This is a genomic window from Shewanella sp. NIFS-20-20, from assembly GCF_019209865.1.
Lineage (GTDB): Bacteria > Pseudomonadota > Gammaproteobacteria > Enterobacterales > Shewanellaceae > Shewanella.
This window is the reverse complement of sequence record NZ_JAHUTT010000008.1, coordinates 24,148-43,163: the sequence shown is the minus strand read 5'-3', so window position 1 is coordinate 43,163 and position 19,016 is coordinate 24,148. Positions and strand designations below refer to the sequence as shown.

Genomic DNA, 19,016 nt, shown 5'->3' with positions numbered 1-19,016 from the left:
TTTAACGAGGCCCCATGCCCCAACAGGGAATGAAGTCCCCGTCGGGTGGTGTGTTGATTGTGGTATGGCTGTGTATGTAAGAGTTCAGCTCGCTCTATCATTCGTACCCAGCATTGGCTACGAGTGAAACTGCTTTCTGATGCACTCGATGTAAGCGCATGAGAAAGGAGCCGAAATCGGCTCCAAGTGAACGTTAAAAGTAAAATGAGCTCGGCGAGTCACCTGGCAGAACCAAGTTATCTTGCTCAAGACTGATTTTGATTGGTGTTTCAACGGGCTGCTCTGGCTTATTGGTGCTAATGCGCAACCGCTCTTGTGGCGCTTTTCGGTAAGCGGCTAAAACCTGTTCATCCAGCTCGCCTAACTTATCGGTGGCCAATTGCTTATAGTCCACCGTACCCGCCATCATGTAGCGGCTGAGTTTGACCCCAGCATAATCGGCATGAGCGTAGTTACCCATCATAGCGACCAATTTCGACTGAGCGTCTCGCATTTCTTCTTTCAAAGATTTGATGTAATTTTCCAGTCGGACCACTTCGGCATGTGCTGAGCAATACTGGCGAGACAACGATGTCCAGCGGTATTGAGCTTCACCCTTGGGAACAAAACAATCTTGCTCTGGGCATTTTGACGGTTCTTTTTTGGTCTGTACTAACTCCCAAAACTGAAGCGCTGTTTCTTGCAACTCAGTTAAGAACGCCGCGTCTCGTTGTATTTCAAACTCAATCAGTTGGTCCTCAAAATAGAAAACCAACCAACCACGCGTGCTATTGGCGACCAGTATTTGATGCTGAACTTGCACCCAATACAACTGGTACGCCTCACTTTGTTCTCTGTGAGCTTGCACATCCTCAAAAACTGACTGGCAAGGACATTTCAGTTCAACGGGTTCGCCCGCATCGTTGACGCCATCAAAGCTGGCTCGAAAGATTGCGTTATGATCGGCTTCTGCACATAACGGCAGAAGAAAGTCATTATGCGCATTCTCAAATGCTCGCCTTGCTTGAGGCTCCAACCGTATACCGCGAAGCACATTGGGATTATTAGACAGGTCTTCCGGTAATACGAATCCGGTTTTTTCTGCCCATAATCGCCAAGGTGTTTTGTAGGGTGAACGCCCCATAATAATTGGGGCTTCAGATGCCGTAACCCCTGCAATGCGCCACTGGTGCCATGCAGGAGTACGTTGTGATAGGTCGATAACCTTCATATTGCCTCCTTTGAGGGGAGACTCCCCCGAAGGAGAGAACTCCCCTTCAGGGTTAAGTGGTTACTTTGCAGCTTGTGCTAACGCTGTTTGGTGCTGAACAACACTTGCTTGAACCGAATCAATTGCCGCTTTACCGGCTTGAATCGAACCTACGACAAGGGCAACAACCAGTACCAAGCGAAAAAGTGAGGCTGATTTAGTCATGGAAGATCTCCAAAAAAAGACGAGACCTTCCCCCTGACGGGAGAATAATCCCGCCAGGGTTAGTAGAATGAATGCGTGGCGCTAAGAAGCTAAAGGCTGTGTGAGCGCTTTGGCTGCTTGTTGCTGTGCATTAAATATTTCTTGTTTCGCAAACGTCAGTTCAACACCTTGAAAATGTTCATTGGCATATTCCAATGCACTATTCCAAGCGTTTGAAGCTTCCGCCCGCTCGATAAGCTTGTAAACAAGCCCTCGGGTTCGATCATCAACTTGCTCGGGTGGAATCACAGATGGCTCAACAACATGTGTAGCTTGGCCTTCGATAATTCGCTCCGCTTCGTCTTGATCGAAAATTCCCACAAAGCCAAACGCGATGCGGGAACACTGGATCATGGATTTATGTCTTAGCATTCGCTTAGTGTGCGTCTGCCATGGACCATCTACACGGTAAGGGCCATTTTTGCCGTTACCTTCAAAAGGCGGCCGATAGACTTCATCCAGATACTCAGTGATTTTGACTGGGTGCGAACGGTCGCGCCGGTAGATGATGCATTCCATCCATTCAGGGCATTCTTTCGCGCCATCCAGTGAGACTTTGTTTTCTGAAGTCTTAAACTCCATGCCATCAAACTGGTCGTGTTGATTGATGATGCGAGACCATCCATCGACACCTACCACTGGAATAATCCCAGCTTGTTTATCAGGGAACGCAAAAATCTCTTTGGTGAAAGGGTTCAAGCCGTACTGATCTGCAACCACCAAGAGCGCCATCATCTGCTCATTGGTCGGTGCACTACCGTCACGTTGCTTGAATGCTGTTGCTTTTAGGGTATCGAACAACTTGTTTGGATCGACACTAAAGCGCTCAGCAAAGCGTTGGATTAGCTTTGGTTTTTCCATTGTGGACTCCGACAATCAAAGTGGGAGTCTGCCCCTGACGGGAAAGTACTCCCGGCTGGGTTTAAGCGTTTTTGCTCGGTTAAAAATCTGGTTCAGGATAAGTTTGTGCCCAATTAGCTTGGGAGCCCGCATCATCCGCCGCTGATGGCTCAGATGTTTTGTTCACACTATCAAGAAGCAGAAACTCGTCCGCGTCCACTTCGGTCAATCGATGCTTAATACCATCTTTCTCCCATGAGCGCGTGCGCTGAGGACCTTGAACAAAAAGCTTCGCTCCTTTTTGGATTAAATCTTTTGCTCTTAGCCCTAACTTAAATCCACCACGATCTCGAAAAACGACCCGATGCCATTCCGTATGCTCTTTGAGCTCATTGGATTGACGGTCGCGCCATTTCTCAGAAGTGGCCAGTGAAATGCTGGTCACTAAATCACCTGATGGATAGGCTCGTGTCTCTGGCTCAGAGCCAACGTAGCCTATGAGTGTTACTTGGTTTTTCATAATGTTCTCCTCGTCTTAGTTGAACTCTGTGCACACAGTCGTTTCTGCCCGGCTGGGCAAAGATGACTGACGGCGCAGATAGGTTGGTATGTCGAGTAAAGCCATGTCGTACTGATGTGGCTCTTTGTAAAACGCAGATGTCAAACGGGGCATACCAGGAGCTTTAGGCACTGCCATTGGACGACGTTTTGGTGTTGGTGTGAGCAATCGCTTGATTTGAGTAAGTACAAATCGAAACGGGCGCACGCTTTGACGAGCAAGCAATCGCAAAAGCGACCAGCTCAGTTTTGCAAGCAACATAATGCCTGCGATTTGGATAATAAATCCGAAGATATATTCCATTGGTGACTCCTTAATTTGGTTGTGAAGGAGTCACCCCCAACTGGGGAAAACTCCCCCAGTTGGGTGGTGAAAAGGCGAACCGTAAGGAACGCATGGTTGAGCATGTAAAAACATGCAGGCTATTTGTTTAGGGAGGCTAGCTACCTCTTAGTACCACTGAGAATACTCAGCGGCGGGCTTCCTTTGAGCTCATGCTCTCAGGCGCAGATATCACTGAAACAGATCAGCAATATTTGAAAGTCAGTGTAACCGTCTTATCCAGACAGGATAGTCAGAAAGATGCTCAATTCTTCCACCTAGCTGAAAGGCCATTACCGCACAGAGGATTAGGCTAGGGACTGATTTTTGTCATATCAGGAGCAAACTTATGGCCCAAGCAAAACCCAATTACTCAAAACCCATCTTTGAACAATCATTCACAATTAACAGCTTACAGGCGCAACGTGTCGTTGACCGTGTTTTTAGACGGACGGTCAGTGCGCTTTACGGAATCGATGTCATCCTGCGCATCATTGGCGATGAGAACGAAATTGATGAAGTGGAACAGATCATTAGCCAATTGATCGAGGATTGCGCTAAAGCGGTAGACAACGAACAAGCTCGTTTGGACAAACTGATGGAGTCCAACGGTATCGATGAAGTACCTGACTACACCGACCCGATTACCTTCAACGCCAAAATCAGCTCGCCTCAGGTTGGCCAGTTTGTCGGATTAGTTCGCAAACTCGATGCGTTGATGCTCTCAATGGACACACTCTGGTTGTCTAGCGTGCTTAGCAACAAGCAACGTGTTGATGGCAACTACGCATGGCAACAGCGCATCATCAAACTGGCTCGACGCATAATTGATATCGAAATTCGAGCACGAAAATCAGCCCAAGCTAAGGGTAAAGAAGCAGAAGTTGAGCAAGCGGTGCCTTCAACCGATGACGATATCACTGAAGAGGAAACAGATAACCCCGCCAACTAGCCAACTAGGCTCCCATCAACCAGCCCCTCTCGAAGGGGCTCTTCTAAATTGCAGTTGTGAACTTTGTAAAACAGTTTTGGACATTTTTGAGTCAGCCGAGAGCGCATTGAAACGTTGATAAAGCAATCATTGCTCAGAAATTCTGTTTTTTAACAAGACTGATATTTAATCAATAAACTCCATATACTTAGCCCTCAGCTAAACCTACTAGGAGTATATTTGTGAAACACTGGTTATTCTTGACAATAGCAATACTTGGTGAAGTGATTGCAACCACTACATTGAAATCAACCGATGGTTTTACAAAGTTGATTCCTTCATTCGTTGTTTGCTTAGGTTATGGTATTTCTTTCTATTTTCTATCGTTATCCCTTAAATCTATACCAGTTGGCATCGCTTATGCTGTATGGGCGGGCTTGGGCGTGGCCATTGTTACTGGCATTGCTTGGCTTGTATATGGACAGAAAATGGATACATGGGGGTGGATTGGAATTGGATTAATCGTATGTGGTGTTGCTGTACTTAATCTACTATCTAAAACCAGCGCTCATTGAACGAATGACAAAGTGATAGGATTGAGTGAGTCAAAATCTTAATCAATGGCTTAACTTTGCCCCGTAGCTAACACAAAAAAGGGCAAAAGCGCGTTAGCTGAAATTGTTCGATCTGTGATCACAAAGTGCAAAAATGGTTACTTTAAAGCGTAAAATCGCATTAAAGTAACCAAAATGGAACATTATTGTCGCTGCTATTTTAGAAGGACGAGCTCAATTATTCCCCGAAATTTCTTCCGTCGCCTCCTGACGCAGTTTCTGTGCATCCATTCCGTTTAGCCGTTCAATGGCTCTATCTGCGGCACTTTGACGGTTCCCATCAACGTTTAGCGTACTTCCTGAGCCTGTGAGTCGTTCCAGATCCAGTGACGGTATTTCGGGTAGGTTGCCCGTGATCGACAAGATACCTATCCATTCATCCAAATTGACTTGGCTCCAATCTACCTGGTTTAACTGACTCGCGGTCAAACCTTCACAGTTTGGTGACTTCGCACTGCCCCAGCCAAGGCCTAATTGCGGACGTACTTGTTCTTGAATGATCCGTGAAAGTGGCGAAGTAAAGCAGCAATATGACTGCCGTTTTTCAACACAGGCACCTAAGAACTTGGACTTGCAGTAAGAGCCCACGTAATGGCAACTCTTCAATACCCGCTTGGCGTTCATCTCAAACTCACTCTGCTCACATTTCCAGATAAGCTGAATGAGGATCATGGTGACTGAATAAATCATGTAGGCCGTCATAACCGTACTCAGAACTGCGCCCGCTGCGCCTCCCAGTGCAAAGTTACCACCCGAAACGACACCATCGGCTCCAACCGCGCCACCAACGTTACTAAACAGTGCCGATTGCGCCCCCGAACCAAAGGTCGTACCTACCCATTCAGCCGTCTTATTGGTCAACACCTGCATGAAGCCAGTCGCAGCTTGCTCCGCTCCCGCGCCAGCAGCCGTTGATGGCCCAGCTCCCATGAGAGAGTCCCATGCTGACACAAAAGGCTCTTTGACCGCACTCCAAGTGCTCGTGATTGGCTCCCTGAGCGTATTCCAAGAACCATAGATTGCCGAAGACGGATTCATGGCCATGACTGCCGTATCAAGCTTGTTAACCGCCACTATCATCGTGATGTAGTCCGATAACGACACGCCGCTTGGCTTTTCACAGCAATCCACTATGCCGCCAACGGCTTTTTTGCACTGGCCAGCATTACCTTTAAAAACCGTACACTCGACGTTATCTTGGCCATCAGCTCCCGTACATGACATATCATTGGTCATAAACTGCGCCGCATTAAGCATCGCAGCGGCTTCTGCAAAGTTAGCCTGCTTGATTGACTCTGGCTCTAAACAATCTGTGCCCATACAGCGAACTGGCCCCTCACAGTTGTATTGAGTTTCCATTCGTGCATTTTGCACTTCTACGCTTTGTCCGCAGTCATACACCAAACTTTGGATATAGCAGAAGCCTTCATGACCAGCCCCGCCTTCAGTGCATTCGGTTCTGACATATTGGCAAGCCAGATTTTGCTCTAGCGCGGCACACGTATTGGTGGTCGTGTTTTGTCCGTTATTGACGATAGTTTGAGTATTACCATTGGCATCTACCCAGCTATCTGAGCTGCCCATGTTGAACTCAGGATGAGCAGTCGAAGCATTGTAGGTCGCTCTTGCCCTCCAGCATGAGAGTCCCAGTCCATCAGAACTGCCGCGACTGGTTAAATGAGCAGGAGACGAAACAACCGCAGGATAAAGGCTTCCAAGATTAGCCAACTCGCCACTACCAACCGTTAACCCGTCGATTCGTTTTGTGCCCGTATCCAAACACTGCCACTGCACCGCAGTAAACTGATCCGTTTGCATCAAGCATTGCTCTATGCCCGGATCACTTGATTGATGAACAATGTCTTGCTCTAAGTACTTGCCAGAGAAGGTCAATGAAGCGCTCAGTTTCGCAGGAACCAAACACTTCTGAACTTCTCGGCTGCAAGTGTCGAAATCGACTTTGTACCAGCCGGATTCGCATCTGGAACGAGTGACTTCCTGAGGTTCATGCCACGAAATAATCGACCCATTAACGACCTTGCACAATGAGCCAACCAAGGTTCCTTTTGGACAGGTCATTTCAGGGTACTTAATGGACGGTTTCGTCTCTGTGACCGCTTCTTTATTGCCCGTCAGTGAGAGTGTCGTTTTCCAACCATTTGCCTTTGACGGCGACTCGGTGATTTTTATCTCAGTATTTTGATTATCAAAAATCCTCAGTGTCGCGTTTCCAGTTTGCATAGTACTGCTGTGCTGTGGAACAAAGCTGAGCGTTTCAGAGCTAAAGCAACCGCGCTCAATGTACAAGCTTTGTTGATGTGTTTCGGCGGATACACGTCGCTCTAACTGACACTGAGTAAGCGTGCTGATCTTTTCGCACACCTGGTAATCCGGTACATGCTTGGTTTCAGTAAATGGCGTAATAGTCTGAGTAGGCTCACAGGCCTCAAAACTACTTGGCATAAGGTTGGATACCACACACTTTGGATCGCTGGTTTGCAATCCACAGTCATAGGTATCGGTAAAACGAATGCATTCACCTTTATCATTGGTTTCGGCACATTCTGACGACATGAATCCACAGGAAGGATTCGCTTCAAGCACTTGGCAGGCCTGATTTTCAATCCCCTTATAGCTTTCGTCATCCACACTGACTTGTATACGCCGACACAAAGGCGATATGCCCGCCACAGGGCTTGGGGCAAAGTAGGATTCACAAACTGAAACACCATTGACCACCGTACATCCGTTGGTTGAAGACGGCTGATCCGTGCATTGAATGCTGTAGTCTGAAAACTTCGTCGGGATATCCGCTGCTTGTTCGATACAGGATTGTGGCGACCAACTATCATTCATCACCACCTTGGTTGGATCAAAGCGCACCTTGATGCGTGCATACCCCTCACCACTACCAGTAACCGATACGCGAATTTTTACCGGCACTTCTAAACCTGGTTCTACCGCTTTTAGCTTAGCAGTGAGATCGGTATTTGGATTGCGCTCCCAACTGGTACTGAGCTCGCAGCGGCCAGCCGTTTCTGGTGGAAAGTTATTGTTCGGCCCAGACCAGACTTTCTGATCGCCAAGCCAAACTTGCATGTAGTCATCCCATTTGGCGTACTCAAGAACGGCTGAGGTAATCGCATCGGGGTTCACGACTTTGAGTGTGATGGCCTGTTCAAACACTTTACAACGGCCACTCCAGTAGTTGTCGCCAATTCGTCCAATCCAAACTTCAAGACATCCCTCACCACAAGAGCGAAGGTTCATTGGTCCTGAAACATGCTCAATAATGCCTGCCGTGTAATCGTGAGTAATAGTGCAGCTGTTAACCGCTGTATTGAGTCTGTCACATTGCTGGTAGTTTGGGCTTCCTTCACCTTGAGACTCACAACCTGGGAAGCTTTGCGTCAATAGATTAGGGTCAGTTTGAACCGCATCAGTTAATGCCCAAAGGGGATCATTGACCATATCTGGCCGAGACCTGTCTTTGATTTGTTGTAGCGAACGAAATGCCTCACCCGTAGCGCCACTTTCGGATACCATGCTCTCTTGGCGCTGCGTCCCCAATTGATTCATGCTGGCATCAGAGCCATAAACGCCTGTTAAGACATCCAATGAGCCCTGATCCATACCTGGGAAAAGCTCTTGCAAGTTAATGGACTCATTACCACTGCCATTCGGCACCGACAATGTATTGCCATTGAGTGCGGGCATCGTCCAGTTTTGCAGCAATTGCTTACCTTCTTGTTGTCCGCTTAGGCCGGATTGGCGCTGTACATCAGCGGCCACACCATGTAAGGGCAAGCACGCCATAGTGATAGATAAAATACCCGCTAACACTCGGGTAAAAAATGTTGGTTTCATAGTTAACCTCCCGAGTTACAGCAGTCTTGCCAGCGCCACAAAATGTAGAGCGCATCTTCTCCGGCACCGGGGATCGTTCGCCACTCTCCCCATTTCATGGTGCTTTCACCGATGACATGCGCACTTTCAGTTTCTGGTACAGGGAAGAACATACTCATCTTGTATTGGGATTTCGGCAGCATGGGTTCGATAACAGGTCGGCATAGCGCACTGTTCCCCATTGTTCGTCTTGCAAGACCACGCCTGTGTTGAGCCGCGATTGCACGCGCCGCTAAATGGCTGGTGTTTTCTGCTAATGAACCAAAGGCTAAGGTGTGGCCAGATAACGGATAGAGATGGCCCCAACTGCCAGCACACCAAAACAACTGATCGATGGGTTTACCAAGCGTTGATGAAGCAGCGTCAGCGGTACAAGCAGAGATAGCCAATGGATTAGCAACAGCAGCAGCTTCAGGCTGAGTAAAAAAGGCCAGTTCATCGTTCAGCCATGTTGGGTCCAATTCCGACAAATACATCAAGTCAAAATCCATGTAACCATCGGCATTGCAATTGCCATCCATGAACAAATCGAGCATGACCAAAAGCGGAAAGGCGTAATAATGGTAATGGTAGAAAGCAAGATCACCGGTATCGTATTCACCTTCACCATGACCACCTTGCAATCGCCTATCACCTAACGGTAAGCGAATCCCTCCCAGTGAAGGCGAACAACCTGGCGTTCTGACCAGTTCAATCAAACGCGCTGGCTCCCACATACTGGTAACAATACCTGGCCTTGGCACGCCTAAGTTGTCTTCACATAAGCAAAATGACTTATTTGATGCGCCGCTTGGGACATTGCCAGAGCCAAGAGGAAGACCGGCAACCCGGATAGGAAAAATGCATGACCAGCAAACATCCGTCAGCAACTTGCCGGACAATAACCCCGCGTCTGGGCAAGTCAATTCGGCTTTTGCAGGAATAGAGGCGCTTAGGACAAACATGACAACGAGAGTCCGCATCAGACGATACGTATTATTGAGCTTTTTCATGAACAAGCTCCTTTGCTGGAATTTCTTCTATTTCAAACGCGAGCCCCTTTGCTTGAACAAACGATGGGGTGACTTGCAGATCAAAGCGCTGCTTTAGCGAGGCATTGAGAAGGTAAACCGGACTATCCAATGTCTTTTCGAGCGCATTGAGGCGATTCCAGCCTTGGGCACGGTCGAGCTGCGTGGTGATAAGCGTAATGCGGCGCAGCGTCCTATCTTGCGTCTCAAGCCAATGCGCTACTGCGTCCACTTCTTCAGCGTTCGACGCATTAAACACCACGAGCTGCTGAGTAAATGGCAAGGCTTTGAGCGGGTTAATACGCGTTCCTGCTGGGATCAATGTTCGGCCATTGGCATCCAATAGTGGCCGCTGCATGACGATGGTTGGATCAACCGTTCTTATCCGATACTGCGTGGCTTTGGGTAAGTCAGTGAATGTTTGGCGAGACCAGAAACGCTCAATGGCTTTTTTCTTTAATGCGCCCAGGTCAATCGACTGTAATCGCTGCATCGCCACTTGCATCAAATCCGGTTCTAAAATCGAATGAATCGGACCGCGTTGACCCAATGAACCGGTATTGCCGGTTTCAATTTGGCGTTGCAACCAGTCCTTGCTGTAAACCCCTAGTGCACTTGCAGTCACCTTGTCATCGTCTATGCGAAAAATGGCAGGCACGCTAGTCACCCGCCAGTGCACAAAGGCTTTCGGATCGATTCGAACCTGAGGAACAGGATCAAGCCCCGTCATCAGGGTATGCCAATCACGGATAGCTGCCCCCAAGGTCTTTCCTTCAGGAATTCCCCGAAACAACACAATAGCGCCGGTAGCACTGGCCTCTTTGAAAAGCTGCTTCAGTGACGAATCTCCCAGTGAGGACGACGCAAATATCAACCATTCATCGCTGTGTTTGAGCGACGCAGGTTGTTCAACCGGTGCAAAAGGCTCTATAAATTCAGATGCACCATCCACAGCACTTTGTAAAATGCTGCGGCTCATTTCGACGATCTTTTTGTCCTCGTCAGACAACGGATAAGGCTCTTGTGCCCAGGACACTTGCACCCAAGCCAATGGAGCAACCAACAAAAATAAGAGGCATAGTCTTCTCATCATCCACCTCCTACCAAAGCGGCCAAGCGCGACCGACAATCTGCTCGCGCTTAACGGCATTCCAATAACGGGAGTCGAAACTCGTTGCGGCCTCACCGGAAAACCAATACTCGTTTTCTTGCAGCGTCAATGAGCGGCTAAATTCTGTTTCAGCCACACCAAGACGCTGGGCTAATGCCATGCCGGTAGAGACTTCAGCACCATTCACCAGCACATGCTCAGGCGTCACCTTGACTTCATCCCCTGGCATCCCTGTTAGGCGTTTCAGCATCCGAGTACCGTCGTTATATAACGGAGCGAGTCCTTTTGAGTGGAAGGCATACAGACCATCCTTAACGGGCTCTTTATTCCATAAGTCAATCAGATATACCGTGGTATCAGGAAGGCAGCGCTCTTGCTGGGTATCAATACCTATTCGGTAGCGCATCATGGCATAGGTGCCTACCAAGGCCATGATTAACGCAAGAATGGTCAGCCGGATGAGATATGGCCGCCAAGGCATTCTTTTACGGAGTATCTGCATGAGACACCTCCTTTGAGCCTACTGGCACGAAAACAGAATCATCAGCGCCAACCACCGCTTGGGCATCCAGCACGATAAAACCGGCTGCTTTTAACTTTTCAATTTGCTGATTGGTCTGAAGCAACCTGGATTCGATGTCTTGTTCGCTGGCATTAGGACCCAGTGACAACACCGCATCCCCAAAATCCACGACTGCAATGGGCGTACTTAACGCCAACTGGCTGTGGATGGGTTCGAGTGTTTTCATTAAAAGCCAGCTGGTCATTAAACCGCTACCAGCAATAGACAAAGTAATAGAGGCCATAAATGGCCAAAGCGTGGTCTTATTCATCTAAATCCCGCGAGAAACCCCGTCCTTCTAGGGCGAGGAGGGATAGCGGTTGCTCCGAAGGAGCAAAAACTACCCGATTGGTTAATGTTAATATTTACTTTCACAAAAACAACTGTATTCTTGTGAACTATGAAAGAGATCGCTATTAAACAACGCTTTTACCCAACGACTGAACAGGCTCAATTGCTTGCGCAGACTTTCGGCTGTGTGCGTTTCGTTTATAACGCGATCCTTAAATGGCGTACCGACGCTTTCTACAACGAAAGCAAAAAGGTTAACTACAACACGGCAAGCTCTAAGCTGACCGAACTCAAGAAGCAAACTGAGTTTGAATGGCTTAACAGCGTGTCGTGTGTACCGCTCCAACAATCTTTGCGCCATCAACAAACTGCGTTTAAGAACTTCTTTGAAGGAAGGGCGAAGTATCCAGCCTTTAAGAAGAAGCGCAGCAAGCAAAGCGCAGAATTCACGAAGTCGGCGTTTAAGTTCAAAGATGGCAATATCTACATTGCCAAGTCCAAACAGCCGCTTGATATTCGCTGGTCGCGTGAACTTCCTAGCGAACCAACTACCGTCACTATCTCGAAAGACAGTGCAGGCCGCTACTTCGTGTCTATGCTTTGCCGCTTCGAGCCTAAACCACTGCCTGTTACCAAAAAGACAACGGGTATTGATTTGGGTTTGACCGACCTTGTGATTACCGCTGACGGGTTTAAATCTGGCAATCCCCGCCATACTGCAAAGTACGAGAAGAAATTGGCTCAGGCGCAACGCCGCCTTTCCAAGAAGAAGAAAGGAACTGCCAACTTCCACAAAGCCAGAATCAAAGTTGCTCGCATTCAGGCGAAGATTGCCGACTGCCGCCGCGACTTTACCCACAAACTCACCACTACGTTGATAAACGAAAACCAAGTGATTAGCTGTGAGAGTTTGAGCGTTAAAAACATGGTCAAGAATCCGCGACTTGCTAAGGCCATTGGTGACGCCAATTGGGGCGAAATGGTTAGGCAGCTTGAGTACAAAGCAGAATGGCGCGGCAGAACACTTGTCCAGATTGACAAGTGGTATCCGTCTAGTAAGCGTTGTAATTGCTGTGGTCACGTAGTTGATTCTCTACCGTTACATATAAGGCATTGGACTTGTCCAGCGTGTGAAGCGCGCTTAGACCGTGATACCAATGCCGCTATTAATATCAAAGCCGCTGGGCAAGCGGTGTTAGCTTGTGGAGCGTAAGTAAGTCCCGATTGTTCTAATGAACTTCGGGCATAACGCCTTGAAACAAGAATCCCCTTCCTTTAGGGAGGGGAGCAGTCAAAGCCTCGCTCCTTCAACAACTGAGAGATGGCATCAGCAACAGAAAGGCCTTTGCGCGTTAACTGTTTAATCGCGTTTACATCTTCTGCACGGGACGAGTACAACAGCTTGTGAAACGGATCGACGATAAGGCGGCCAATCCCGGTGCCCATCTCGGTAATAAAGAAAATCTCGGAATAGACACCCGTGACGGTATGAACCGTTTTCAGGTATTCGTAGCCGCCTTCACCTAATGGCAAACGGCCTTCTTTTTTGAGCGCGTTGATGGTTTCGGCTTTTTGGCCAAGCAGGTACATATTGGCCGAGTTTTCAGCGATGGCTTTACCTGTAGGGCTGTCGTATAAATCGTTGACCGACTGCGTTACTGTTACAGCACTGCCGCCATATTTTCGAAATCGACGGTAACCCGTCTCGATAAACTTACCGACATCACCTTGAGTCAGCAGATCCCAGGCTTCGTCAATGAACACAATCTTGCGACGATCCCGCTCACCTAAGTACATCTCCTGTTGGATTTGGTAGATAAGCTGAAGCAACACCACTTGTTGCAGATGCTTACGCCCCTTGAGCTCTTCTAACTCCAGAACGGTGAATCGGTTTTTGAAGCGAATATTGTTGTGACCATTAAAGAAGCGGCCATATTCGCCCTGTGTCGTAAACGGATAGAGCTGCTCACCCACGTCCTGCACACGTCGGTCTTCATGATTTTTTAAAGCCTCTGCCACATCATCAACCAACATGGCACGACCTTTTTTCTCCCACAGTTCACGGGTCTGACGTTTTAGGTTGGCCATCTGAAAATCGGTTAATGACTGCGTAGGTGCGGCCATTGCGGCCAATAACCCAACCAGTACATCCGCTTCTTCGTCATAGTCCTCAACGATTTCAAACGGGTTTAAGCAAATGCCACTGTCCCGCCCGAACTGTAAGAACTCACCATCATAGACTTCACACAGCTTTTCATAAGAGCGGCCAACATCAATTACCCAGCATTGCCCGCCTTCAGATAAGTAGGAGGAGATGATTTCGTTCACCAGGAATGACTTGCCCGATCCCGATTGCGCCGCGATGCAACAGTTGTAATTACTGCCCGAGTCATAAAGGGACACACTCATGATCTGGCCATTGCGGGAAACAAAGTTAATCACTGGCGTGCCCGTGCCTTTCCAATCTGCAAACAAAGGCAACAGTGGGATCACATGTCGTGTCGCCATGGTCTTAAATCGAAACAAGTCGTTCATCGCCTGGCGGTCGGCACCAAATGGCAAGGCATTCAGGAAAATGGGCAAACAGAAGTACTTGTCTTCCATCAGCTCAAACCCGAGTTCTTTGAAATAAGTTCGAGCATTTGAAACAGAGCTGATGGACGCCTCTTCCGTCGGGGAAAACAGCGTTAAGGTCATATTTGCCCGAATAGGACGATCACCTTCTTGCAAGGCTTCAAAAAGAACATCAAACCCCTTTTTCTTGGCTGCCAGCACCGGCACAAACTTGAGCATCGGGCCATAAGCCTGATTGACCGCCCATTGACGCTTCGTCTCTAAACGAGATCGCATCGCCTCGGCTGAAGGAAAGTGAATGGTGACATTTAGCAAAAAGCTGCCGCGTAAGCCGCGACTGCCCGTCATCATATCGCCCGCAAAACTTGCGGCATGACCAAACCAGATCCGCTCAGGCAAGCGCTTAAACGATAAGGTTTTAACTCGGTAATCACCCAGCATCAGACCTTGGCTATCCACCTTGATAGCTCGGTCATAATCCAACACTTGCTCTCGAAGTGGTTTATCTGCCTCACTGCGGATTGGAGATGGATTACGCCAAGAAGCATCTTTTCCCCAGTTAAGTTGCGCACTTAATGCCGCGAGCCAATTTCGGTCAGTCATCTCAGTGACGCGAAAACCAACCGTTGCCAACGCCTGAGAGAAAGAAGCTCGAAGCGCGGATGCTCGACTCAACTCACGCTCCGTCGGTATAGGACTTTCCAAAGGCAATTTGCAGGTGACGATCAGTTGAAAGTTGCGTACCTGAGTCTGGGTCGATTCTTCTATCGATTGAACCGTGCCCCCATCGAGGAAATCCGCACGTTTGCGTATCGACGCCCTAAGCAATGGATCGGATTGACGATGCCGTAAGCCCATCATGCGCTGAAGGTCGGTTTGAATATCAGGCGAGGCGTACAGGCCAAATTGCAGCAAAGTGTCTTTTGGCCAGTCGTTGTTGAGTAGAACATTAACCCTGTCTGCAACAGACTCATCACCACCAGGCAATGGGTCACATAGAAAACCAAAGCCAACACTCTGGTCTTCCATGAAAAACAGTTGCTCATCGTCGGAATAGGCCAATACTGGCAAGAGCTCTGAAGCGCGTTGCCCTGAATACAGAGAGGCTTTCATTAACGCCCCTCCAACCAAGCAGAAAGATCATAAGGACGGCCTCGGCTGATGCGACCATCATTGGCGACGATGAAAGGCACACCTTGAATGCCCAGGATTTGAGCCGTCACCAAGGTACGCTGCATTGGTTCTAAGTTGCAGGCATCATCCTGTTCTAGGTTACCAATCCGGCCATTCAGCAATGCATCGGTGGCCGCTTTTTTGTCACGCGCACAGCCAAGCTGGCGAACCTGACGCTCTGAATCAGGACCAAGCACTGGCACAGGGAGTATTTGGAAGGTGTATTCTTTGGTTAACGGTAAAGCTTGTTTCAAAAGCTCATGGCAGTGCGGGCATCGTGGGTCAACAAAGACCACCACTTTCTTTTTGCCTTCACCCAGCGTCAGTGGATTCAAATCATCCATTTTTAGGCCAAGACGACCTAAGTCCAGCGTGTTCCCCGCTTCACGAATTTCTTCAAGGCTGGTAAGCGGCTTTTTGGACCAGGCATCATAGAGCGTGCCATCAATGACGAACCGGCCACTGTCTGACATGAAAACAATACGGCCATTGCTTTCGACCGCTTTCATACCCGTGACAGGTAAAGAAACCATGCCGTCAATTTTGCCAACGGGCGACACTTCAGACACAGGTTCAGCTTGAACCAAAGGAGACAGCGCAAGCGCCAGAATGATTGGAGATAGTTTTCGCATGAGGAGTCCTCGTTAATGTAAATCGAGGCTCCAGTCTATGCAGTTGTCCTATGTGGACTCGGTTAGATAGATTGAAGAAATCGCAATCTAACTAGGGGGCTTATAGCTCGTTGAGGTTTGTTATAAACGAATTACTCGGCGTTTGCGTTAACAAGCCAATCATCAAGCACTTGCTTCAATTTATCTAATTGCTCTTGATGTTTTGCTTGATTCTTTGCCAATTTGTTTATGTTCTGCAACTTCCAACGAATCGCTGGCAAGTCTGCTGCATTAGGATAGTCAAACAATGCCCAGTCAGGTTGCCCTCTTTTGAATGACATAAGGAAAGCATAATCCCTTTCTGTGAAATGTTTTTGCAGCGAAGTTAACATCATAGGCCTAACAGAAGCTAAGTCTTCGCATTCAACTTTTTCAAAAGTCATTCCATCAAATTCTGCCTGAAATTTCTCATTCAGCGGCTGCCAGTTTGGCGACATGACTTCATTAATAGGCCGAGGATGACTTAATGTATAGGTTAAAAAACCCACTAAAATCTCTCTCGAAACCCCTTCACTGCCAAGTAACATACGCACATCAAATAAGTCGCGAGGATGTTGGCGATCCATTGCAGCACACAATTTCCCACCATACAGATCGGGAAGACTGACTACCTGAATCTCAGCATAACCAAACTCGTATTCAACAGACTCTTGAACTGCCATTATTTCTGCACTATGCAATGTACCTCTGGCGACGGGCGACACTTCAATTTTGATCGTCGCAACCGGACTTGATACAACTATTCTCAGTTCATCAGCTTTATTATCCTGAAATGCCGCTCTGATATCTGGTTGAGTATTGATTCTGTCTGTAATGCGCTGCAATGCAGCCCTGACATTAATCAAAGCCTCATCTCTTGGTTCAAGTGGAAGATAAGCAAGATCAATATCTACAGATAACCGAGGAAAATCTCTCACAAATAAATTAATGGCGGTGCCACCTTTAAGTGCAAAAACCGTCTCTGTTGCTACCACAGGCAGCATTCTTATGAGCAAAGAAACCTGTTTGTAATATGGGCTATCTTTATCCATTATGTTGTTCACCTTTTTTGACGCTTAATATCTCTGGCACTGTGATTTGATATCGCTCATCAAAACGTCCTTTTTCGACAACCTGCCGCTTTCCTGCCCCCAATTTAATTCTTGTTTCATCTATGCGATTGACCCACTGGTGATCGTAGTATCGACCCAGAAATAGAAATATTCGGTTTGCCTGAACAGAGCTGCTTCGTTCAAGAATATCTTGTACTTTTCTAGGGCTAAGATTGACTAAACCCTGAAATAATTCTGCGACATGCTCAAATGAAATCAGCTTTCCAATCGCATCTACCACTTCATAGGCAGCAAGTTCTGCACAGCTGACAGTGAGTTCTTTCTCTTTAACCGTGATCCTTTTCAAATCTTTCTCGGGATTCACTTCAAGCTTATGGTTTCCACAGTAAAACCAATTCTGATAAGGGAATTCACGAAACCATTTCGGTAAGGACGACTTGTTTTTAACGCAAATCCAAACTTGCTCTTTGTTCAGCTGTAAATAGTGACTCAGTCCTTGGTGAGTTAAGCTGCTCAATCCAGCCAAATGAACTGAAACGCCCAATTGCACATCTAATGCTTGAATGGCATCAACCCAAGTTGGCTTTATATCGCCCCGCGCATCTGGACGATAATACACGCCAGAACATAGCTTCTTTAGCCAACCGTTCTGCGCGTACTTTTGAGCCAAGGAATAGCTCACACCGTTTTCAGTCAGCCATTGCTGAAGTACTAGCGCACCAGGAGAAGTATGAGCAACAAGCCAGTTTATCTTAGATGACATTTTAACACCCAAAGTATGAATATCACAAACAGTATAAACCATATAGTTTATTGTGACAGTGATTTTAACACTTTAGGTATTAATATACCAAATACTGTAAACCAAGCCCGCTAATGCGGCGTTGTTGAAATGAAAAGGTCTACACAACATCACCAATAACCCGATGTTGTGTAGACCTAGTTTGATTACCTTAAGTGAACTGCCTACTATGGCTCACATTCAGGTGCCCAGTAAAACGGCGCTGATTGCTGGAACAGTTGTGCCAATAACTTCTTGAGTGCTGGCAACAACAGGTAAGGTTGCAGACATAACACTTTCAACGACGGTTGGCGTATTGTAGAGACCCATACCGCCACCAATGCCCAAGGCAAAAGCCATCAAGCTTTGGCGGGCGATACCGCCCACAATACCCACCAGTACCATGGCTCCCGCTACGATCCGTCCCAAAGTACCTTGGGTCCAATCTTTTAGGGTATCCCACACATCAGTGAAAGCATCACCACCGGTGCCCGCAAATGAGGGCTCCGAAATCATTAACGCCATTAAACCAAGCGCACCAATGGTCATTAGGCGCTGAGTCTGAATGGTGCGAACTGCATTTGTCATTCGTTAGTTTCTCCGTAGATACTCAAGTTATCGCGCTTACCATCAGCTCCCGCTGAGGCTGAATCGCTTTGAGTCTGAAGTGGACGTAGCACTGGCGAAACCGTTCGAGGTGCTGACACCCCAATATCCCACCGGCGCGGTTCAATTTCGGTAAACACGTAGCTGGATAAATTCAGATCTCCACGGTCATCCTCCCAAGGCGCAATCCAAATCCGCATTACCCTTGAAGGAATGCGAATAGGTGCAGATTGCTGCGTCTCAGGTAATGCTGGATGGCTCAGCAGTCCTGTCTCTAAATCAGATTGTGAATACCCAGAGGGAGAACCAATTCGAGTCGCCACAGCATCAATCGTCTTGGGTGCAGCGCCATTACTGGTCAGCTCATAGACTTCACGAGCGGATAAACAGCGCACACCGTCAGGCATACCTGGGCATCCATATTCACTACTCCCAAGACCCAATGAACTACAGCCAGACAATAAGGTTGAGCCGACTGCCAATAAAAGTAATCCAGCTTTAGACCACTGTTTTGACTGGTGCTTTGGGTTGTTCTGCATTGATGTCGTCATGGTTAACTCT

At 47.8% G+C, this 19,016-nt stretch carries 19 protein-coding genes; 3 read left to right on the top strand and 16 right to left on the bottom strand.

Annotation, left to right across the window (positions count from 1 at the left end):
- Positions 1 to 193: 193 nt before the first annotated feature.
- From KU855_RS04365 to KU855_RS04345, 5 genes are all read right to left on the bottom strand, one after another.
- Positions 194 to 1,210 (bottom strand): YqaJ viral recombinase family protein, encoded by a 1,017-nt coding sequence (locus tag KU855_RS04365; protein ID WP_149150974.1) that lies wholly within the window; start codon positions 1,208 to 1,210, stop codon positions 194 to 196.
- 60 nt (positions 1,211 to 1,270) lie between these two features.
- Positions 1,271 to 1,414, bottom strand: coding sequence for a hypothetical protein (locus KU855_RS04360; RefSeq protein ID WP_000167275.1), 144 nt, complete (start codon positions 1,412 to 1,414; stop codon positions 1,271 to 1,273).
- A gap of 81 nt (positions 1,415 to 1,495) precedes the next feature.
- On the bottom strand, positions 1,496 to 2,314 hold the full coding sequence (gene bet / locus KU855_RS04355; protein ID WP_000414662.1) for a phage recombination protein Bet: 819 nt from the start codon (positions 2,312 to 2,314) through the stop codon (positions 1,496 to 1,498).
- A 79-nt stretch (positions 2,315 to 2,393) separates the two neighbouring features.
- The gene (locus KU855_RS04350) at positions 2,394 to 2,813 is read right to left on the bottom strand and encodes a single-stranded DNA-binding protein (RefSeq protein ID WP_072155941.1); all 420 of its coding nucleotides are present in this window, start codon (positions 2,811 to 2,813) and stop codon (positions 2,394 to 2,396) included.
- Between the two features lie 15 nt (positions 2,814 to 2,828).
- The gene (locus tag KU855_RS04345; protein WP_008305491.1) at positions 2,829 to 3,155 is read right to left on the bottom strand and encodes a hypothetical protein; all 327 of its coding nucleotides are present in this window, start codon (positions 3,153 to 3,155) and stop codon (positions 2,829 to 2,831) included.
- Positions 3,156 to 3,522: 367 nt separating this feature from the next.
- Between KU855_RS04345 and KU855_RS04340 the strand changes: the two genes are divergently transcribed.
- Positions 3,523 to 4,125 (top strand): hypothetical protein, encoded by a 603-nt coding sequence (locus KU855_RS04340; RefSeq protein WP_008305494.1) that lies wholly within the window; start codon positions 3,523 to 3,525, stop codon positions 4,123 to 4,125.
- 221 nt (positions 4,126 to 4,346) lie between these two features.
- Complete coding sequence (locus tag KU855_RS04335) at positions 4,347 to 4,679, top strand: multidrug efflux SMR transporter (RefSeq protein ID WP_008305497.1); 333 nt, start codon at positions 4,347 to 4,349, stop codon at positions 4,677 to 4,679.
- Positions 4,680 to 4,892: 213 nt separating this feature from the next.
- Here the strand turns inward: KU855_RS04335 and traN are convergent, their stop codons facing one another.
- The 5 genes from traN to KU855_RS04310 are packed head-to-tail and all read right to left on the bottom strand — an operon-like array spanning position 4,893 to position 11,578.
- Positions 4,893 to 8,585 carry a conjugal transfer protein TraN gene (gene traN, locus KU855_RS04330; protein ID WP_008305498.1) on the bottom strand — a complete coding sequence of 1,231 codons (3,693 nt, stop codon included), beginning with the start codon at positions 8,583 to 8,585 and terminating at the stop codon, positions 4,893 to 4,895.
- Between the two features lie 2 nt (positions 8,586 to 8,587).
- Positions 8,588 to 9,616 (bottom strand): TraU family protein, encoded by a 1,029-nt coding sequence (locus KU855_RS04325; protein ID WP_039995231.1) that lies wholly within the window; start codon positions 9,614 to 9,616, stop codon positions 8,588 to 8,590.
- Positions 9,600 to 10,724, bottom strand: coding sequence for a TrbC family F-type conjugative pilus assembly protein (locus KU855_RS04320; RefSeq protein ID WP_008844790.1), 1,125 nt, complete (start codon positions 10,722 to 10,724; stop codon positions 9,600 to 9,602). Before KU855_RS04320 ends, KU855_RS04325 begins: the two co-directional genes overlap by 17 nt.
- A 10-nt stretch (positions 10,725 to 10,734) precedes the next feature.
- Complete coding sequence (locus tag KU855_RS04315; protein WP_169666767.1) at positions 10,735 to 11,247, bottom strand: S26 family signal peptidase; 513 nt, start codon at positions 11,245 to 11,247, stop codon at positions 10,735 to 10,737.
- The gene (locus KU855_RS04310; protein ID WP_008305502.1) at positions 11,231 to 11,578 is read right to left on the bottom strand and encodes a hypothetical protein; all 348 of its coding nucleotides are present in this window, start codon (positions 11,576 to 11,578) and stop codon (positions 11,231 to 11,233) included. The genes KU855_RS04315 and KU855_RS04310 overlap by 17 nt, the downstream gene beginning before the upstream one ends.
- A 129-nt stretch (positions 11,579 to 11,707) precedes the next feature.
- Between KU855_RS04310 and KU855_RS04305 the strand changes: the two genes are divergently transcribed.
- A complete protein-coding gene (locus KU855_RS04305; RefSeq protein ID WP_032479266.1) occupies positions 11,708 to 12,811 on the top strand; it encodes an RNA-guided endonuclease TnpB family protein in 1,104 nt (367 codons plus the stop codon).
- 62 nt (positions 12,812 to 12,873) lie between these two features.
- On the opposite strand, the gene traC is transcribed toward KU855_RS04305, so the two are convergent.
- From traC to traV, 6 genes are all read right to left on the bottom strand, one after another.
- Complete coding sequence (gene traC / locus KU855_RS04300) at positions 12,874 to 15,285, bottom strand: type IV secretion system protein TraC (protein WP_008844786.1); 2,412 nt, start codon at positions 15,283 to 15,285, stop codon at positions 12,874 to 12,876.
- Positions 15,285 to 15,977 (bottom strand): DsbC family protein, encoded by a 693-nt coding sequence (locus tag KU855_RS04295; protein WP_008305510.1) that lies wholly within the window; start codon positions 15,975 to 15,977, stop codon positions 15,285 to 15,287. The genes traC and KU855_RS04295 overlap by 1 nt, the downstream gene beginning before the upstream one ends.
- Before the next feature lie 131 nt (positions 15,978 to 16,108).
- Positions 16,109 to 17,047, bottom strand: a complete 939-nt coding sequence (locus KU855_RS04290) for a nucleotidyl transferase AbiEii/AbiGii toxin family protein (RefSeq protein WP_008844785.1) — start codon at positions 17,045 to 17,047, stop codon at positions 16,109 to 16,111.
- Positions 17,040 to 17,831, bottom strand: a complete 792-nt coding sequence (locus KU855_RS04285; protein ID WP_008844784.1) for a type IV toxin-antitoxin system AbiEi family antitoxin — start codon at positions 17,829 to 17,831, stop codon at positions 17,040 to 17,042. The genes KU855_RS04290 and KU855_RS04285 overlap by 8 nt, the downstream gene beginning before the upstream one ends.
- 219 nt (positions 17,832 to 18,050) lie before the next feature.
- Positions 18,051 to 18,437 (bottom strand): TraA family conjugative transfer protein, encoded by a 387-nt coding sequence (traA, locus tag KU855_RS04280; protein ID WP_000180225.1) that lies wholly within the window; start codon positions 18,435 to 18,437, stop codon positions 18,051 to 18,053.
- Positions 18,434 to 19,006 carry a type IV conjugative transfer system lipoprotein TraV gene (gene traV, locus KU855_RS04275; RefSeq protein WP_001944091.1) on the bottom strand — a complete coding sequence of 191 codons (573 nt, stop codon included), beginning with the start codon at positions 19,004 to 19,006 and terminating at the stop codon, positions 18,434 to 18,436. The genes traA and traV overlap by 4 nt, the downstream gene beginning before the upstream one ends.
- Positions 19,007 to 19,016 lie beyond the last annotated feature (10 nt).

Bases quoted from the DNA above. Each gene is read 5' to 3' on its own strand.
- bet (WP_000414662.1), bottom strand. From the start codon at position 2,314: ATGGAAAAACCAAAGCTAATCCAACGCTTTGCTGAGCGCTTTAGTGTC.
- traA (WP_000180225.1), bottom strand. From the start codon at position 18,437: ATGACAAATGCAGTTCGCACCATTCAGACTCAGCGCCTAATGACCATT.
- KU855_RS04365 (WP_149150974.1), bottom strand. From the start codon at position 1,210: ATGAAGGTTATCGACCTATCACAACGTACTCCTGCATGGCACCAGTGG.
- KU855_RS04340 (WP_008305494.1), top strand. From the start codon at position 3,523: ATGGCCCAAGCAAAACCCAATTACTCAAAACCCATCTTTGAACAATCA.
- KU855_RS04290 (WP_008844785.1), bottom strand. From the start codon at position 17,047: ATGGATAAAGATAGCCCATATTACAAACAGGTTTCTTTGCTCATAAGA.
- KU855_RS04345 (WP_008305491.1), bottom strand. From the start codon at position 3,155: ATGGAATATATCTTCGGATTTATTATCCAAATCGCAGGCATTATGTTG.
- traN (WP_008305498.1), bottom strand. From the start codon at position 8,585: ATGAAACCAACATTTTTTACCCGAGTGTTAGCGGGTATTTTATCTATC.
- KU855_RS04315 (WP_169666767.1), bottom strand. From the start codon at position 11,247: ATGCAGATACTCCGTAAAAGAATGCCTTGGCGGCCATATCTCATCCGG.
- KU855_RS04310 (WP_008305502.1), bottom strand. From the start codon at position 11,578: ATGAATAAGACCACGCTTTGGCCATTTATGGCCTCTATTACTTTGTCT.
- KU855_RS04350 (WP_072155941.1), bottom strand. From the start codon at position 2,813: ATGAAAAACCAAGTAACACTCATAGGCTACGTTGGCTCTGAGCCAGAG.
- KU855_RS04295 (WP_008305510.1), bottom strand. From the start codon at position 15,977: ATGCGAAAACTATCTCCAATCATTCTGGCGCTTGCGCTGTCTCCTTTG.
- KU855_RS04285 (WP_008844784.1), bottom strand. From the start codon at position 17,831: ATGTCATCTAAGATAAACTGGCTTGTTGCTCATACTTCTCCTGGTGCG.
- KU855_RS04320 (WP_008844790.1), bottom strand. From the start codon at position 10,724: ATGAGAAGACTATGCCTCTTATTTTTGTTGGTTGCTCCATTGGCTTGG.
- KU855_RS04305 (WP_032479266.1), top strand. From the start codon at position 11,708: ATGAAAGAGATCGCTATTAAACAACGCTTTTACCCAACGACTGAACAG.
- traV (WP_001944091.1), bottom strand. From the start codon at position 19,006: ATGACGACATCAATGCAGAACAACCCAAAGCACCAGTCAAAACAGTGG.
- KU855_RS04325 (WP_039995231.1), bottom strand. From the start codon at position 9,616: ATGAAAAAGCTCAATAATACGTATCGTCTGATGCGGACTCTCGTTGTC.
- traC (WP_008844786.1), bottom strand. From the start codon at position 15,285: ATGAAAGCCTCTCTGTATTCAGGGCAACGCGCTTCAGAGCTCTTGCCA.
- KU855_RS04360 (WP_000167275.1), bottom strand. From the start codon at position 1,414: ATGACTAAATCAGCCTCACTTTTTCGCTTGGTACTGGTTGTTGCCCTT.